This is a genomic window from Kitasatospora aureofaciens, assembly GCF_001188955.3.
Taxonomy (GTDB): domain Bacteria; phylum Actinomycetota; class Actinomycetes; order Streptomycetales; family Streptomycetaceae; genus Kitasatospora; species Kitasatospora aureofaciens.
On record NZ_JPRF03000087.1, the window covers coordinates 96,371 to 113,782 of the forward strand.

At 72.5% G+C, this 17,412-nt stretch carries 12 protein-coding genes; 2 read left to right on the top strand and 10 right to left on the bottom strand.

Features of this window, described 5'->3' with window-relative positions:
• Window positions 1–114: 114 nt before the first annotated feature.
• The 9 genes from HS99_RS37650 to HS99_RS37690 form a co-directional block, all read right to left on the bottom strand.
• Window positions 115–1,224 carry a hypothetical protein gene (locus HS99_RS37650; RefSeq protein WP_197697969.1) on the bottom strand — a complete coding sequence of 370 codons (1,110 nt, stop codon included), beginning with the start codon at window positions 1,222–1,224 and terminating at the stop codon, window positions 115–117.
• A gap of 394 nt (window positions 1,225–1,618) precedes the next feature.
• Window positions 1,619–2,227 carry a hypothetical protein gene (locus tag HS99_RS37655; RefSeq protein ID WP_030287862.1) on the bottom strand — a complete coding sequence of 203 codons (609 nt, stop codon included), beginning with the start codon at window positions 2,225–2,227 and terminating at the stop codon, window positions 1,619–1,621.
• 171 nt (window positions 2,228–2,398) lie between these two features.
• Entirely contained in the window at window positions 2,399–3,418 is a 1,020-nt protein-coding gene (locus tag HS99_RS37660; protein WP_030287861.1) for an N-acetylglucosamine kinase, read from the bottom strand.
• 105 nt (window positions 3,419–3,523) lie between these two features.
• Window positions 3,524–4,837: a 6-phospho-beta-glucosidase gene (locus tag HS99_RS37665; RefSeq protein WP_030287859.1), complete on the bottom strand. Its 1,314-nt coding sequence runs from the start codon at window positions 4,835–4,837 to the stop codon at window positions 3,524–3,526.
• Window positions 4,837–5,745 (bottom strand): carbohydrate ABC transporter permease, encoded by a 909-nt coding sequence (locus HS99_RS37670; RefSeq protein ID WP_030287857.1) that lies wholly within the window; start codon window positions 5,743–5,745, stop codon window positions 4,837–4,839. Before HS99_RS37670 ends, HS99_RS37665 begins: the two co-directional genes overlap by 1 nt.
• 31 nt (window positions 5,746–5,776) lie before the next feature.
• The gene (locus tag HS99_RS37675) at window positions 5,777–6,781 is read right to left on the bottom strand and encodes a carbohydrate ABC transporter permease (RefSeq protein ID WP_078656771.1); all 1,005 of its coding nucleotides are present in this window, start codon (window positions 6,779–6,781) and stop codon (window positions 5,777–5,779) included.
• Window positions 6,782–6,804: 23 nt separating this feature from the next.
• A complete protein-coding gene (locus HS99_RS37680; protein WP_030287853.1) occupies window positions 6,805–8,160 on the bottom strand; it encodes an ABC transporter substrate-binding protein in 1,356 nt (451 codons plus the stop codon).
• Between the two features lie 156 nt (window positions 8,161–8,316).
• The gene (locus tag HS99_RS37685; RefSeq protein WP_030553389.1) at window positions 8,317–9,507 is read right to left on the bottom strand and encodes an ROK family transcriptional regulator; all 1,191 of its coding nucleotides are present in this window, start codon (window positions 9,505–9,507) and stop codon (window positions 8,317–8,319) included.
• Between the two features lie 232 nt (window positions 9,508–9,739).
• Window positions 9,740–10,909, bottom strand: a complete 1,170-nt coding sequence (locus HS99_RS37690) for a mechanosensitive ion channel family protein (protein WP_370863337.1) — start codon at window positions 10,907–10,909, stop codon at window positions 9,740–9,742.
• 195 nt (window positions 10,910–11,104) lie between these two features.
• Here HS99_RS37690 and HS99_RS37695 point away from each other — a divergent pair, with 195 nt between their 5' ends.
• The gene (locus HS99_RS37695; protein WP_030553391.1) at window positions 11,105–12,262 is read left to right on the top strand and encodes an RNA-guided endonuclease InsQ/TnpB family protein; all 1,158 of its coding nucleotides are present in this window, start codon (window positions 11,105–11,107) and stop codon (window positions 12,260–12,262) included.
• A gap of 226 nt (window positions 12,263–12,488) precedes the next feature.
• Window positions 12,489–13,133 carry an HNH endonuclease gene (locus HS99_RS37700; RefSeq protein WP_030553393.1) on the top strand — a complete coding sequence of 215 codons (645 nt, stop codon included), beginning with the start codon at window positions 12,489–12,491 and terminating at the stop codon, window positions 13,131–13,133.
• A gap of 243 nt (window positions 13,134–13,376) precedes the next feature.
• Here HS99_RS37700 and HS99_RS37705 read toward each other — a convergent pair whose 3' ends face one another.
• A complete protein-coding gene (locus HS99_RS37705) occupies window positions 13,377–17,303 on the bottom strand; it encodes a glycoside hydrolase family 84 protein (RefSeq protein WP_223885953.1) in 3,927 nt (1,308 codons plus the stop codon).
• Window positions 17,304–17,412: the final 109 nt, after the last annotated feature.

Sequence of the window (17,412 nt, forward strand, 5' to 3'; positions counted from 1 at the left end):
CACCCCGGCGCTTCTCCCGGCATCGGATCCTCAGGGCACGTGACCCCTCAGGCCGCTCGGATCCGCCGGACCATCACCGTCCCCGGGCCGCCCCACGCTGCCCGGGGGCGCTGATCAGGGGACGATCGCGTGCGAGATCTGGCAGCCGCTGACCGCGTTGGACCAGGTGCCCTGCATCGCGAACGAGCCGGTCGCGAACGCGACGTTCTGCGAGCCGCCGGTGCCGCCGACGCCCTTCCAGGCGCACTTGTCGGCGTTCTCGTAGCCGGTCGAGTCGGTCCAGCCGCCGGCCGGGTTCTGGTCGGTGACGGTCTCCGCGTACTCGTGGCCGAACACCATGGTCACGCCGTCCAGCAGGCCCGCGTTGCCGCTGTTGACGTAGTTCTGGCCGCAGGAGGTGCCCATGTCGGTCACGTACGGGTCGTTGCTGAACGCGATGTCACCGTACGGCGAGGTGGCCGCGCCGCCGGTCAGCGTGGTGTCGCCGTTCCAGTCGTGCCAGGCGCAGAAGTTGCCGCTCGAGGTGTTGAAGCCGTCCGGGTGGGTGCCGGTCGGCGAGAGCACCACGTACTGCACGTTGCGGTTGGCGGCCGAGGTGGTGTTGCCGAAGTGCCCGGCGGCCTTGATGGCCTCGTTGGCGATCTGGTTGCCGGTGGCCTGGCCGGGGGCGGCGGCGGAGTTGTCGACCCAGACGCCGGCCAGCGCGCCGCCGGTCGGGTAGCCGACGTGGGCGGCGGTGGACCCGCAGCTGGTGGCGCCCGTGGCGACGCCCTGGCAGTACTGGGTCATGACGCCGGACCAGGTCTCGTTGTTGGTGCCGAGGCCCTTGTACAGCTGCTGGGCGCGGACGGCCTCGCCCGACGGGTCGCCGGTCAGCGTGGTGTAGCCGTTGGCGTCGGTGCCCGCGGTGCCCCACTGGGAGCCCCAGAAGACCACGTACACCTTCGGTGCGCCGGTGGTGACGCCGATGCCGTCGACCCCGCCGCCGTAGCGCAGGTTGGAAGTCCTGGTCGCCGCAGCGGAGTTGGCGTTGGCGTGCTCGGCGCTCTCCTTGGTGGGGACGACGCCGTGCCGGTACGGGTGGCTCTGCCCGGCGAACTCGCTGCCCGGCTGGTCGGCCTGGGCGGCCGGGGCGGCGGCGAAACCGGCGGCGGCCAGCGCCAGCGCGCTGAGCCCGGTCAGGGCCCGGACTCGCGCCCGGCGGGAGGTGGGGGACATGCCCATCGTGAGGGTTCCTCTCTCATGCCGACCGCACACCGGTAGGGCGCGGCGACACCGTGGGGGACAAATGGGGAGGAGCGACGGCAGGCAAGCCGGCTGCCACCGCCCGTTCGTCAGGAACGGGCGGTGAAGCGGGGATGGGGGACCGGTTCACCGCCGACGGCCGGAAGCAAAGCACCGGCGCCGAAACCGGGTCAACGACGCCGAGAGTAAGACCAGCCCCAAGCGGGTCCCCGGAAAAGGTATGGAAAGTCAAAAGCTTGCAGCTGGGGAAGCGTTGATGCGCGTAGCGACAGCGAATCTCAACAGTTGAAGGAGCGTTCTACACCGTATTGCCCTCCCCCTGACCTGCACGAATCGCCCACCCCGCCCCCCTTCCCACTCCCGGTCCGGTGCCCTACGGTGTCGGCACCTCGACCTCGGCGATCCGCGTGATCCGGCCGTGCGGGTCCAGGACGACGTCGTAGGCGTTGCCGGAGCAGCCGTACGGGTCGGCCGGGTCGCGTTCGGCGAGGCAGTCGTTGAGGTGGGTGACCAGCTCGTCCAGTTGGACGGGCTCCGCCGCCTCCTCGTGCGGGCGGTCGACCAGGGTCGCGGTGACGCCGGCCGCGGCGAAGCCGTAGTGGACGGGAGTGCCGGTGGCCTCGTAGCGGGACGGCGTGCAGGTGAAGCGGGCGGGCTGGGCGGTGAGTTCGGCCGGGCCGGCGGCGACCACGACCACCACCTGGTGGCCGGGGTCGACCTCGGGCGCCGTGCACTCCGGCGCGGGGGCGGCCGGGGCCGCGGGGACGGCGACGGGCCCGGCGGCGTAGTCGCCGTCGTCGGCCAGGTCGTCGCCGAAGCCGTCCTCGTCCAGCAGGTCGTCCGTGCCGTCGTCGGCGAGCGCCGCTGCGGAGGAGGCGGCGGTCACCGTGGGGCGGGTGTCGGCGGGGGTGCAGCCGGTGAGGCCGGCCAGGGCGGTCGCGGTCAGCGCGGCGGCGGCGAGGAGGATGCGGGGCACGGCCATGGCACAAGTCTCCCCGGACGGCTGCGGAGTTCGGCACCGGGGTACACACCGGGCGCGCGCCGAACGGTTCCCGCCCCCGCGGGATGTGCGGATCCGGCGGGGGCGGGAGGTCTCGGACGGAGGTCAGCGGCCCCGGAGGGCGACGGCGGCCTCGGCCGAAGCACGGCGGCCTCAGGCGGCGACCGTCCGCTGCGCCTCGTACGCCTCGCGCACCCGCGCCTGCGCCGCCCCGCCCGCGCCCAGGTGGTCGAGCCCGAGCAGTGCCGCGCCCAGCACCGGCGGCGCGACGACCACCCGCGGCTCGGCCAGCGGCGCGGCCCGCGCCAGGCGGGCCGTCAGGTTGTCGAGCAGCAGCGGGTGCCGGGAGGCGAGCACCCCGCCGCCGAGCACCACGGGGGTCGGCGAGTCCAGCAGTTCCAGCCGTCCGAGCGCGACCACGGCGAGCCGGACGATCTCGTCGGCCTGCCGGTCGATCAGTTCCATGGCGACGGCGTCCCCCTCGACCGCGACCGCGAACAGCACCCGGACGATCTCGTGCAGCCGCGAGGTCGGCAGGTGCCCGAGGTGGACGGCCTCGGCGACGGCCCCGGCGCTGGGCAGGCCGAAGTGTTCGGCGATCGCCGGGGCCAGTGCGGTGGGCCCGCCCCGCCCGTCCTCGGCGCGGACGGCGTGCCACATGCTGCTGACGGCGAGTCCGGAGCCGCCGCCCCAGTCGCCGGTGAGTTCGCCGAGCGCCGGGAAGCGGGCGGTGCGCCCGTCCGGCCGCAGGCCGACGCAGTTGATCCCGGCGCCGCAGACCACCGCGACCCCGCGCGGGCCGTCGGTACCGGCCCGCAGCAGGCCGAAGGTGTCGTTGACGACGGTGTTGCTGAGGCCCCAGGGGTGCGATGCGAGGGCGGTGCGCAGCGACTCCTCCTCGATCGGCAGGTCGGCGTTGGCGAGGCAGGCGCTGACGTGGCTGGTGAGCACGCCCGCGGCACCGGCCAGGCCGGCCGCCGCGGCGGCCTGCTCGACCAGGGGGGTGAGACCGGCCACGGCTGCGGCGCCGCCGACCTTCTGGGGTGCGAAGCCGCCGCCGCGGGCGGAGCCGAGGACGGTGCCGTCGGCGCCGATCAGGGCGACGTCGGTCTTGGAGTTGCCCGCGTCGATGGCGAGGACGCCGGACAGGAGTGGTTCGGGCTGGTGGGTCATCTGGTCCCCGGGCTCGTACGTGGCCCGGCCGTGGAGCCCCGGCCGGGGGGTCGGTCTCCTCGCGGCGCCCGGCCCGCCGTCTCGGCGGGCCGGGCACGGAGGCGCTCAGGCCCAGGCGAGGTGCTCGCGGTTGTGGGCGAGCAGCCGGTCCGTGAGCTGGTCGGCGAGTTCGATCCGGCCGACCAGCGGGTGGGCGAGCAGGGCGTCGAAGACCCGGTCGCGTCCGCCGTGCAGGGCGGCGTCGAGCGCGAGGTGCTCGTACGAGGTGACGGCGGAGATCAGCCCGGCGAACAGCGGCTCGACCGGCCGCTGCGGCAGCGGCCGGACGCCGTCGGCGTCCACCTCGGCCGGGACCTCGATGACGGCGTCGTCGGGCAGGAAGGGCAGCACCCCGTCGTTGCGGGTGTTGACCACCTGGACGGACGCCCCGCCGGCGGTGCCCAGCAGCGCCGAGATCAGCTGGACGGCCGCCTCCGAGTAGAAGGCGCCGCCGCGCTTGCCGAGCAGTTCCGGCTTGGTGTCCAGCGCGGGGTCGGCGTACAGCTCCAGCAGCTGCCGTTCGATCTCGGCGACCTGCGCGGCCCGCGAGCCCTGGGCCAGGAGCTCCTCGACCACCGCGTCGTGCTGGTAGAAGTACCGCAGGTAGTAGGAGGGCACCACGCCGAGCCGTTGCACGAAGGCCTGCGGCAGGTGGAGGTCGTCGGCGATCTCCTTGCCGAAGTCGGCGAGCAGGGTGGGCAGCACCTCCCGGCCGCTCGTGGCGCCCGGCGCGTCCAGCAGGGTCACCCCGCGCTCCCAGGTGAGGTGGTTGAGCCCGACGTGGTCCAGCCGGACCAGCTCCGGGTCCACCCCCAGATGGGCCGCGAACTTGCGCTGGAAGCCGATCGCGACGTTGCACAGCCCGACGGCCTTGTGGCCGGCGCTCTGCAGGGCGCGGGTGACGATGCCGACCGGGTTGGTGAAGTCGACGATCCAGGCGTCCGGGTTGGTCCTGCGGACCTGCTCGGCGATGCCGAGGACGACCGGTACGGTGCGCAGCGCCTTGGCGAGCCCGCCCGCGCCGGTGGTCTCCTGGCCGACGCAGCCGCACTCCAGCGGCCAGGTCTCGTCCTGGTTGCGCGCGGCCTGCCCACCGACCCGCAGTTGGAGCAGTACGGCGTCGGCGTCCGCGACGCCCGCCGTCAGGTCGGTGGTCACCGACACCGCGGCGGGGTGCCCCTGCTTGGCGAAGATCCGCCGGGCGAGCCCGCCGATCAGCTCCAGCCGCTCGGCGGCCGGGTCGATCAGCACCAGTTCGCCGATCGGCAGGGTGTCACGCAGCCGGGCGAAGCCGTCGATCAGCTCCGGGGTGTACGTCGAACCGCCGCCGACGACGGCCAGCTTGAGCGCGGAACTGCCGGACTTGAGTGTGGCGGCCATCAGCCCTTGACCCCTGTCAGTGTCACGCCTTCGATGAAGGCCTTCTGAGCGAAGAAGAAGAGGACGATCACCGGGGCCATCACCAGCAGGGTGGCGGCCATGGTGAGGTTCCAGTTGGTGTGGTGGGCGGCCTTGAACGACTCCAGGCCGTAACTGAGCGTCCAGGCCTGGTGGTTGTTGCTGGCGTAGATCTGCGGGCCGAAGTAGTCGTTCCAGCAGTAGAAGAACTGGAACAGGGCGACGGCGGCGATGGCCGGTTTGGCCATCGGCAGGACGACCCGCAGCAGGGTGCGCAGGTCGCCGCAGCCGTCGATCCGGGCGGCCTCGACGTACTCCTTGGGGATGGTCATCAGGAACTGGCGCAGCAGGAAGATCGAGAACGCGTCGCCGAAGGCCATCGGGATGATCAGTGGCCAGAGCGAGCCGCCCAGGCCCATCTGCTTGGCCCAGAACAGGTACATCGGGATGACGGTGACCTGCGGGGGCAGCATCATCATCGCGATGACCGCCATCAGTGCCAGGTTGCGGCCGCGGAAGCGGAACTTGGCGAGCGCGTAGGCGACGGGCAGGCTGGAGACGACGGTGAGCAGGGTGCCGGCGCCGGCGTACACCAGGGTGTTGCGCCACCAGGTGAGGAAGCCGGGGGTGTCCCAGACCTTGCCGTAGTTGCCCCAGTTCCAGGAGGTGGGCCAGTAGTCGGTGGTGAGCGCCTGCTGGTCGTCCATCACCGAGGTGAGGAAGACGAAGACGAAGGGCAGCAGGAAGAACAGTGCGGCGGCGATGGCCAGCGAGTGCACGGCCACCCAGTGGAGCACCGCCCGGCGCCGGGCGGCCCGGGCGGCGGCGGTGCCGGTCCGAGAGGCGCCGGGTCGTGCCTCGGTGAGCGTGGGAGTGGAGCTGAGAGTCATGGTGGAGTCCTCAGGGGCCGCTGGTCGTCGCTCAGTCGTCGCTCGACATGAAGCCGGACCTGCGGCGGAGCAGGATCGAGGTGACGGCCATCGAGATGGCGAACAGCACCAGGGCGACGACGCAGGCCGCGCCGTAGTTGAAGCGCTGGAAGCCGAGGTTGTAGACCATCTGCGGCAGGGTCCAGGTGGAGCCCTGGGGGAAGCCGGGCTCGAACTGCTGGCCCGAGTTGCCCGCGATGCCGCTGGCGACCTTCCCGGCGACGATCGCCTGGGTGTAGTACTGCATGGTCTGGATGACCCCGGTGACCACCGCGAACATGATGATCGGCGAGACGTTCGGCAGCGTGACGTACCGGAACCTCTGGAACGGGCCGGCGCCGTCCAGTTCGGCCGCCTCGTACTGCTCCTTGGGGACGTCCAGCAGCGAGGCCATGAAGATGACCATCAGGTCGCCGATGCCCCACATGGCGAGCAGGGTGAGCGCGGGCTTGGACCAGTTCGGGTCGGCGAACCAGCCGGGCTGCGGCAGGCCGAGCTCGCCGAGCAGGTGGTTGAGCGGGCCGGTGCCGGGGTTGAGCAGGAAGGCGAAGGCCACCGTGGCGGCCACCGGCGGGGCCAGGTAGGGCAGGTAGAAGACGGTGCGGAAGAAGCCGGCGCCGGTCTTGACCCTGGTGATGAGCAGCCCGATGCCGAGGCCGAAGGCGACCCTCAGGGTCACCATGACCAGGACCAGCCACACGGTGTTGCGCAGGCCCTGCCAGAAGGTCGGCAGCTCGTCGAGGACGTAGTTCCAGTTCTTCAGCCCGTTGAAGGTCGGGGAGCCGAAGCCGTTGTACTGGGTGAAGGAGAAGTAGGCGGTGGAGACCAGCGGGTAGACGAAGAAGACGCCGAACCCGATCAGCCAGGGGGAGAGGAAGGCGAGGGTACGGGCCGCCTCCCGGCGGCGCTTCCGGCGCAGCAGGTGCTGCGTGGACGGCGCCGCCGGGTCGGTCGCCCCGGTCCCAGGGCCCTTGCGGGTGCCGAACGCGAGTGACATGGGAGCTCCGTGGACCGTTCCCGCTACTTCGCCTGGGCGATGTCGGTGTCGATCTGCCTGGCCGTGGCGGCGAGACCGGCCTGGACGTCGGGCTGCTTGCCGGACTCGACGTCGTAGCCGAGGTTCTGCAGGGAGACGATGTAGCCGCCGCCGTTGACGCTCGCCGGCGTGGTGCCCGAGTTCGGGTTCTTGGCGACGTCCAGGAAGGTCTTGAAGTTCGGGTCGCTGACCAGCTTCGGCGAGTTCAGCGCGTCGAAGGTGCTGGGCACGTTGTGGATCGCGTTGGCGAAGTTGACCACCGCGTCGGTGTCGGTGGTCAGGAACTTGACGAACTCCCAGGCCGCGGCCTGCTTCTTGCTGGTACTGGCGATGCCGACGATGGTGCCGGTCTGGTAGCCGCGGCCGTAGGCGGCGGCCTGGTCGTCCGGGACGGGGAACGGCGCGGTGGCCCAGTCGAAGTCGGGCTTGTTGTCGGCGAGCGAGGCGGTGCGCCACTCACCGTCGATGGCCATCGCGACCTGGCCGGTCTGGAAGGGGTTCTTGGCGCTGAACTCCTCGCCGAAGGTGGCGCGGTACTTGTCCAGCTTGGCGTAGCCGCCGAGCTGGTCGACCAGGCCCTTCTGCCAGCTGAGCATCGCCGCGACCTTGGGGTCGGTGGCGATGTTCGACTTGCCGTCGGCGCCGAAGTAGGTGGCGCCGTACTGGCCGAGGAAGTGCTCGGTGGTGGACTCGTAGCCGTGGTAGAGCGGCATGAAGCCGAGCTGCTTGTACGAGTCGCCGTCGGCGACGGTGAGCTTCCTGGCGTCGTCGGCGAACTCGCCGAAGGTCTTCGGCGGGGCGGTGATGCCGGCCGCGGCGAAGGCCTTCTTGTTGTAGTACAGCCCGTAGGCGTCGCCGAGCAGCGGCAGCGAGCACTGGTTGCCCTGGAACTGCGTGTAGTTGAGCATCGCGGCGGGGAAGGTCCTGGCCGCGTCGATGCCGCTCTTCTGCAGCAGCGGCTTGAGGTCGATGAAGGCCTTGGTCGAGCAGAACATGCCGACGTTGTTGGTGGTGAAGGAGGACACCACGTCCGGTGCGTCGTCGCCGCCGGCCCGCAGGGCCTGGTTGACCTTGTCGTCGGCGACGTTGCCCACCGGCTTGACGTGGATGTTGGGGTGGGCCTTCTCGAAGGCGGCGATGGTGTCGTTGATCGCCTTCACCTCGTTGTCCTGGCTCCAGCCGTGCCAGAAGGTGATGGTGACGTCCTTGCCGCTGGCGGAGTCGTCGTTGCCGCCCGACTCGCTGGAACCGGTGCAGGCGGAGGCGAACAGGGCCAGGACGGCGCTGCCCGCGACGGCGGCGACCGTGCGGCGGCCTCTGCGGGAGGTGGTGGCGTGCACTTCGAGGTCCTCCTGGGGGTGCGCGGGCAGGCGTCATCGCCTCGGGGCCCGCGTAGGGGATCGGGAGAGGTGGGTGCAGGTGAACGAGGTGACAGGGGGAGCGTCGGTGGGCCGGGCGGTCGGGCTGGGGGCTGGGCGGTTGGGCGGTTGGGCGGATCAGTGGGTGGAGAAGACCGCCTCGCGGGCGTCCGTGAGGGCGCGTTGCAGGGCGCCGAGCAGGACGGGCGAGCCGGGCAGGGCACTGCTGCGGATCTCCGGACGGGCCAGGCAGATCCGGGCCAGCTCGTCCTCGACGAGCGCGCGCAGGCGTTCACCACCGGCGCTCGGCACCGCGCCGGAGAGGACCACCAGCTGGGGGTCGACCACGGCGACGATCACGGACAGCCCGACGGCGAGCCGTCCGGCCAGTTCGGTGAGGAACGCGTCACCGGCGCCCGGGGTCTCCAGGGCCTTGGCGATCGACTCCTCCGCGCTGGGCGCGCCGAGCCCGTGCTCGCGCGCCAGGGTCCGGACAGCGGGTGCGCCGACCTGGGCCTGGAAGCCGCCGAACTTGCGGCGGCGGGCGTCCCACTCGACCGGTGAGCCGGGCACCGGCATGTAGCCGACCTCGCCGGCGCCGCCGGTGAAGCCGCGGTGCAGCCGCCCGCCGAGCACGATCGCGGCGCCGACACCGGCCTCGGCCCAGAGCAGGACGAAGTCCTCGAAACCGGCCGCCGCGCCGGAGGCCTGCTCGGCGACCGCGGCCAGGTTCACGTCGTTCTCGATCGACACCGGCGCGCCGATCGCCTCGGTCAGCTCGGCCACCAGCCGCGGCGAGTGCCAGCCGGGCAGGTGGGAGGCGTACCGGAGCTTCCCGGTGACCGGGTCCGGCGCACCGCCGACCCCGATCGCGACTGTCCGCAGGCCTCCCGCCGGCACCCCGGCGGCCCGCACCGCCTCGGCGACGGCGGCGGCCACCCCCGGCACGGTCCCGGCGGCCGGGACGCCTCTGGTGGACACGCTGTGCTCGGCCACCGTGCTGCCGGTGATGTCGGCGACGGCGACTCTGATCCCGCTGTTGGTGACGTCCAGCCCGGCGACGTACCCGGCGGCCGGGTTCACCTGGTACAGCTGCGCGTTGGGGCCCGGACCACCCTCGGTGGTGCCGACCGGCACCACCAGCCCGGCCGCCTCCAGCCGGGACAGCAGCTGGGAGGCCGTGGGCTTGGACAGCCCGGTCAGCGCGCCGATCTGGGTACGGGACAGCGGCCCGTTCTCCAGCAGCAGTTCGAGGGCGGCGCGGTCGTTGATGGCGCGCAACAGACTGGGGGTGCCGGCGAGGGGAGCCTTGGCGGTGCTCTTGGTCATGCCCGGAATCCTCCCCTTCCCACCGACCGACGTGAACTGTTAGGAAACTTTCCAGTCGCTTGGCACAGGACCGTACGGTCCACCTCACCGGGGTGTCAATGCCCGCCCGACCGCCAGATGCCGAAGCGTTACCGGCCGCCCGGACCGCCACCGGCGGCCGGAGCGCCACCCGGAAAGGGAAGAGCCCCGCCCCCACCGGAGTGGGAGCGGGGCTCTCGGGCGACCGGGTCCGTTACGCCTTCCCGAGCGTCGGGTCGTCCGTCGGGGCCTTGGGCAGCGGGATCGGTTCGCTCGCGCGGTAGCGGGGCGAGGTGGGGTCGGACAGGGCGGACGGCGGAGCGGGCTCCGCCGCGGTGATCGAGACGCCGGTGGCCACCGCGGTGGCCTCCTCCTTGACCTTGATCCCTGCCTGGTCGAAGGCCGTCTTCAGCCGCTGGCGCAGCGCCCGGGAGACCACCGCCGCCTTGCCCGGCGCGGTCCGGGCCTCGACCCGCACCATCACCGAGTCCGCCGCCACCGACTCCACGCCCAGGACCGACACCGGCGCCCAGACCAGCTCGTCGTAGGGCGCCTCCTTGGCCAGCCCCTCGGCGGTCTCCTGGATCAGGTCCTCGACCCGCTGCAGGTCCTCCTTGTACCCGACCTGCACGTCCACCGTGGCGGTCGCCCATCCCTGGCTCATGTTGGCGATCCGCTTCACCTCGCCGTTGCGGATGTACCAGATCTCGCCGTTGGCCCCGCGCAGCTTGGTCACCCGCAGCCCGACCTCCAGCACCGTGCCGGTGGCCACCCCGGTGTCGATCTCGTCGCCGACGCCGTACTGGTCCTCCATGATCATGAAGACCCCGGAGAGGAAGTCCGTCACCAGGTTGCGGGCGCCGAAACCGATCGCCACACCGGCCACACCGGCGCTGGCCAGCAGCGGTGCCAGATTCATCCCCAGCGCGGAGAGCACCATCAGCGCCGCCGTGCCCAGGATGGTGAAGGACGCCACGCTGCGCAGCACCGAGCCGATCGCCTCCGAGCGCTGCTGACGCCGCTCCGGGTTCACCACCCCGTGGTTGGCCAGCAGCCCGCCGAGCCGGCTCTCCTCGCTGTGGTCGTGGCCGCGCGCCATCCGCGTTATCAGCTGGGTGATCAGCTTGCTCACCACGACCCGCAGCACCAGCGCCAGCACGATGATCAGGACGATCTGCAGGCCGGCCGCCAGCCAGCTCTGCCAGTGGGTGTCGAACCAGCTGGCCGCCTGCTTGGTGGTGTCGGTGACCTCCTGCGCGCTGGTGGGGATCCGCAGCTGCGGCAGCTCCGGCGCGGTGGGGGACGCGGTGGGGGACGGCACCGGCGTCGGGGTGGAGAGCGCCGGGGACGCGTCGATCGGACCGGTGGCGCCGAAGCGGAACACGTGCGGGACCTTCCTTGCTGGGGGCCTGGCCGGTCCGCGCCGCGCGAGCGGCCCACGGACCGTGCGGGCTAGCCTATCCGGCGCCGAACGCCTGCCCGGACCCGCCGACCGGCGCATCGGAAGAACTGCACGCCCGGGTAGTCCTCCTCCACACCTCTTGCACACTCCCCGGATGCTTGAACTACCGTCCGTGCTGTGAAGATCGTGGTGCGTGTGAGATTGGAGGTGTCGGCCTACCAGGCAGACGCCCTCGCAGCCACCTTGCGTGCGTGCAACCGGGCGGCGAACCACGTCTCCCGGATCGCGTTCGACTCCGGGGAGAAGCGGCGCAACGGTCTCCAGCCGAAGGTGTACCGGCATATCAAGGATGAATTCGACCTCTCCGCACAGCCTGCCTGTCGCGTGGTGAAGAAGGTTTGCGACGCCTATGCCACGCTGAATGCGACCGTCAAGGCCGGGAGGCTCGGCCCAAGCGGTGACAAACGGCGGAACAGGGCGGAGTCGAAGCCGATCTCATTTCGCGAGTACGCGGCCCAGGCGTTCGACGACCGCTGTCTGTCGTGGAACACGGACCAGCGCACCGTCAGCATTTGGACGGTTTCAGGCCGCTTGAAGGGCATTCGGTTCACTTGCTCGGACGGGGCGGCAAAAGTGCTGGCCGAACACCGACGAGGTGAGTCGGACCTCGTTCATCGCGATGGCCGTTGGTATCTGTTCGCCACCTGTGACGTTCCGGCCCCTGCCGCCTACCTGCCCTCGGACTGGCTGGGTGTGGACCTCGGGATCGTCAACATCGCCACCACCTCGGACGGCACCGTGCTGTCCGGTAGACGTCTGGAGCGTTACCGGAAGCGTATGGTTCACCTGCGTGCCAAGCTCCAGATGAAGAAGACCAAGAGCGCCAAAAGGCGACTCAAAGCCCTGCGGCGACGTGAGCAGCGTTTCGCCACAGATACCAACCACAGCATCTCCAAGACCATCGTCACTACCGCTGAACGCACCTCGCGCGGGATCGCCCTGGAAGACCTCACGGGCATTCGCGAAAGGGTCAAGGCCAAGCACGACCAGCGGTACCGTCTGCACTCCTGGGCGTTCGCCCAGCTCGGGGCATTCGTGGAGTACAAGGCCAAGCGCGCCGGAGTGCCCGTCGTGCGTGTCAATCCGGCCCATACCTCCCGGCAATGCTCCGCCTGCTGGCACACTCACCGACACAACCGGGTGAATCAGGCCGCCTTTGCCTGTCGTGCATGTGGGACCACCCTTCACGCAGATGTCAATGGCTCCCGCAACATCCGCCACCGTGCGGCTGATGCGTGGACGCGGGGCGCTGTCAACCGTCCCACCAGCGCGTAGGGCGCCGGTCAGACGCGGACGCCACTGACGGGGCGACTCGCCGGAAGCATGGTGATCCGCAAGCCCGACCGATCACGTCGGGCTGTTGACGTCAGGTCCGTTACACAGGAGTGGTGGCGCCACGTGAGGGCGTAAGGCGACACTGGGGGAGATCGCGCACTCGTTGCGGGATCCAACCGCTCGTCCCGGCGCGAGCCACGCGCCGCAGGCGTCCAAGGAGGCATCCGTGCCGCATGTCCTGGTCCTCAACGCGTCCTACGAGCCACTCGGCGTCGTATCGATGCGCCGCGCACTCATCCTGGTCCTCAACCACAAGGCGGTCAGCCTGGAGGACACGGGAGTCACTCTGCACAGCGCCACCAGCGCCCTACCGGCGCCGTCCGTCGTCCGTCTGACCCGCTTCGTCCGGGTCCCGTTCTGCGGGCCCGTCCCGCTCACCCGCCGGGCGCTGTTCGCCCGCGACCACGGCCGCTGCGTCTACTGCGGGGCCGCCGCCACCAGCGTCGACCACGTCATCCCGCGCAGCCGGGGCGGCCAGCACCGGTGGGACAACGTGGTGGCGGCCTGCCGCCGCTGCAACCACACCAAGGCCGACCGCCACCTGACCGAGCTCGGCTGGCGGATGAAACGACCACCCGCACCGCCCAGCGGCCTCGCCTGGAGGATCATCGGCACCGGGATCAAGGACCCGCGCTGGCGGCCCTATCTGGAGCCGTACGGCGGCGGTGACCAGCTGCGCGCCCCGCAGTGGGGCGAGTACGAGCACCACGACCATACCGAGCCGACCCACTCCGTCCCGATCGGCCGGGCGCACGCCGCCCACCCCGCCCCCATCCGCCGCGGCGAGCAGCCCGAACCGCTCTCCGCCTGACCGAAGCGACACAAAGGGCCCGCCCGTCACACGTCGGTACGCGCCTCATGGGCCGCCGCGCCCCCCGCGAAGGGGAGCCCGGCGGCCCGCCGCATTCCCCCCTTCTTCGAGCCGGCTCGCCTCCGGGGCGCTCCCGGCCCGGTGCCGACGGTCGGCGCTCCCCCGCTCCTGCGTCGCTCCCCCGCTTCTCCCTTGCGACACCGGCGCGCCCCTTCGGCCCGTCGGCTACGGCCCCGGATGTCGCTACGGCTTCGTCGCCGGCGGCGCGACCGGCGCCCCCGACGGGCCTGGCTGGCCCGGCGGATTGGCCGGCGGCTGCGGCGGGGCGGCCGGAGCCGTGACGGCGTACAGCTCGATGCCGTACAGCGAGTAGCCGAACTTGGTGGCCCGCGCCACGCCCTGCATCCGGACGTACCGGACGTTCGGCGCGTCGAAACGCACCGTCTCGTCGCCGCCCTTGCCGTTGTCCACCGTCGCCGCGTCCGTCCAGCTGCTGCCGTCCGCCGAGACCTGGATCTTGTACGAGGAGGCGTACGCGGACTGCCAGTGCAGCACCGCCGCGCCCAGGTGGGCCGCCTGCGGCAGCGCGAGCTGCACCCAGGCGTCGTCCTTGGCCGGCGAGGACCAGCGGGACTTCGGGTCGCCGTCGGCCACCGCCGAGGCCGGGAAGTTCGGCGTCTCGTCGCCCGAGGAGCTGGCCTGCGCGCCGACCGCCAGGTCCGGACCGCCGGTCGGCGGCACCACGTGCACCTGCAGCACCTGCTTCACGGTGGTGCCGCCCGCCACGTACGACACCGACACCTGGTACGTCCCGGAGGGCGTCCCCTGCGCGGCGGTGACCAGCAGCGGCACGCCCACCCGGCCGCCGCGCGGCACCGTCACCGCGCCGGACGGGGTCACGGTCAGGCCCTTGGCGGCGGCCGGTACCTCGGTGCGCAGCTCGCCGCTGGTGCCCTCGGGGCGGCCGGCCTCGACGGTGGCCCGGGTCGTGGCGGGTGCCGCGGCGCCGGTGACCACGTCCAGGGCCGGGTCGGCGAGGCTCAGCCGGGCCGCCGGGGCGTCCGCGTACCAGGGGATCACCTGGTTGACCACCGGCGGGTCGCCGCCGGGCTTCCAGGTCAGCCGGAACGCGTCGGCGGCCTGCCCGCCGGCCGGCAGTTCGTTGTAGCCGGGCTGCACGGTGCCGATGTCCACCCAGGTGCCGTCGGCGTGGCGCACCGCGACCGTGGCGGTGGCGCGCACGTTCGGGTCGGTCAGCACGGTGAGCCGGTCCAGCGGACGGGCGCTGCCGAGTTCGACGACGAGCGGCTCGTCCAGCGCGGTGGGCGCCTGGGCGGCCCGGTACGCGGTGTCCGGGTTGCCGTCCAGGACGGCCGCGGCCGAGGAGCCGGGCAGCGCGGCCGGCCCGCCGGAGACGCTGGCCGGGGACTCGTCCGGGGCGGTCACGGTGAACTCGCGCACCGCCACGGCGGTCTTCTGCGCGGCGGTCGCCCGCAGCCGCACCGCCCGTACCACGGTGCCGGCCGGCAGCTGGGCGCTGACCGTCTTCTGGTTCTTCACCACGGCGAGCCGCTGCCAGCCGCCCTCGCCGGTGCTGTACTCCAGCACGCCGTCGCGGATGTAGTCGTCCACGGCGTTCTGCGCGTCCGGGCCGTCGCCCCAGCCGCCCATCAGCACGGTGACGCCGCTGATCGGGCGGCCCGCGCCGAGGTCGACGCCGACCGAGTCGCCGGGCTGCGGGGGAGCCGAGCTCCAGTAGAAGGTGTCGGCCTGGCCGTCGACCATCAGCGCGGGCAGGTGGTCGTGCGCGGTGCCCATGCTGGAGGTCGGGGTGACCCCTCCGCTGACCACGCCGGACCAGTTGTCGGCGGCCCGCACGGCGCGGTCCAGGAACGGGCCGAGCACGCCCGCGCCGATGGTCGCCGGGGCCTGGGCGAGCTGCGCGCGCAGTCCGTTGAGCTGCACCCGGGCCTTCCAGGCCGCCGTGCCGTCGCCGCCGTGCTGGGCCAGCAGCATGTCCAGTGCGGCCTGCCCGGCCAGCCCGTAGTCGTGCAGGGGGCCCAGCCAGGGGCCGGCCTCGGCGGCCAGCTGGGCGGTGGCCTGGCTGCCGGCCAGGGTCTGCTGGGCGCCCGCCATCGCGGTGAAGGCGTCCCGCAGCGGGGCCGCCGCCGCTATCAGCTTGTTGAGGTCGGGAGCCGCGCCGGAGGTGGGCTCGGCGTTCGCCCAGAACTGGTCCAGCAGCGGTTGCAGGTAGCCGGACTCCCGCTTGGCCAGCGGCGAGGAGGTGCTGTTGCCGGCCAGCGCGGTGACGGCGGACAGCACCGACCCGGCGGGCGTGGCGGCGGCGCCGGTCGGCCCGGCCAGCGAGCGCACCGCGGCCTGCCAGGATTCGTCGGGCTTGTAGCCGGTCGGGTTCCAGGCGAAGTCGCCGGCCGTGGCGAGCGCGATCCGGGAGGCCACCGGCTGCTGCATCGCGCCGGTCAGCAGCACCGCCGAGCGGGTCGCCACCTCCGGGTCGCGACCGGTGTAGGCGCCGAGGAAGAGCCGGTCCGGGCTGGCGTCGTTGACGGGGTAGTTGTCCATGGTGACCAGCGGGTGCCCGTACAGGGTGCCGGTGTCCGAGGTCTGGGCGCCGGTGATCTTCTCCGGGATCACCGCGCCGCCGCTCCAGGCCACCTGCACCCCGGCCGGCAGCGCGTCGGCCAGCGCCTTGCGGTACGGCGTCGAGCCCTGCTTGTGGTACTCGGTCGGAACGACGGACAGCGGCGCCAGGCCCGGGTTCTTCGCGATCAGCCGGTCCTGCACCTTCTTGACCAGCGCGGCCTGCGCCTTGGCCGCGGCGGCCGGACCGGTGCCGTACTCGTCGCGGTCGTCGCCGCAGTGCCACTCGTCGTAGCTGACGTCCAGGAACTGCAGCTGGAACGCGGTGAAGCCGAGCTTGCGCAGCCCGTCAAGCTTCTTGACCAGCGCGTCGACGTCGTCGTCGTCGCTGAAGCAGAGGGACTGCCCCGGGTCGATCGCGTAGCCCAGGGTGACGTGGTTCAGCCGGGCCCGGTCACCGAGCTCGCGCAGGTCGGACTGCTGGTCGGCGGGGTAGGCGTCGCGCCAGCGGCTGAGCCGGAACGGGTCGTCACCCGGGGCGTAGAGGTAGAAGTTCTGCTTGGAGCGGCCCAGGAAGTCCACCTGCTCGAGCCGCTGCCGGGCGGTCCACGGGGTGCCGTAGAACGCCTCCGCGGTGCCGCGCACCGCCGCGCCGCTCGGCCAGTCCCGCAGCGTGATCCCGGGCAGGCCGAGCCCGGCCGCGCCCGGCCCCTGGCCCTGCCCGGCCGGTACGGCGGCGAGCAGCTGGCGCAGGCTCTGCGCGGCGTAGAAGGTGCCGGACGCGTCCGCGCCCGCCAGCACCACCGCGCCGTACGTCCCCCCGCCCTGGGCGGGCAGCTGACCGGTCGACAGCACGTAGCCGCCGGGCGGCATGCCCGCGGTGGACGGCGCGGAGCCGTCCTTGCCGCCGGCCGCGGCGCTCAGCTGGCGCAGCGTCCGGTCCATCTCGCCCCCGGCGCCCTCGGCGGGCCCGCCGACGTACACCACCAGCGAGCCGGCCGCCGGCGTCCCGCCGTCCGCCTGCGGGGACACGTCGGTGGCCCCGGCGACGGCCAGCACCTCGCGGACGGCGTCCACCGCGCCCCGGTCCACCTTGGGCGCGGTCACCAGCGTCACGGCGGTCGGCACGGTGACCGCCTTGCCCGCCACCGTCTGCTCCTGCGGGTGCGGGAACACCTGCGGATCGGTCACGCTGCCCAGCGGCGTCTGAGGCGCGGTGCTCACCACGTCCGGCCCGGGAGTCGCCGCGTACGCCGTCGACGGCAGCGGTCCGGCCAGCAGCCCGCCGACCACCGCCGCGGTCACCACCCCGGCCGCGATCTGCATCGCCCGCCGCCCCGGCCGCCCGGCCGCACGCTCCGCCCGTACCGACGCCAACAGCGGCTCCGTCCCCTTCAGATCGGCGATCACCCGGTCCGCGGTCCGCGGCGCCAGCTGACGGCACGTCCGCGCCGTCGCCCGCCGCGCCGCCAGCGCCGCCGGATGGTGCAGCACCTCGCGCAGCGCCGGAGTCTGCTCCAACTGCTGCCGCAGCCGCCGCCCGGCCACAACGGACACACGGGCTTGCACAGGGGCCTCCTCGCCAGGCCTGGACCACAACGCGAGCAACCCCACCAGCTACCCAACCCGGTGTCAATGTCATCGACGGCTATGCCTAGTTTGCGACGAAATATCCAAC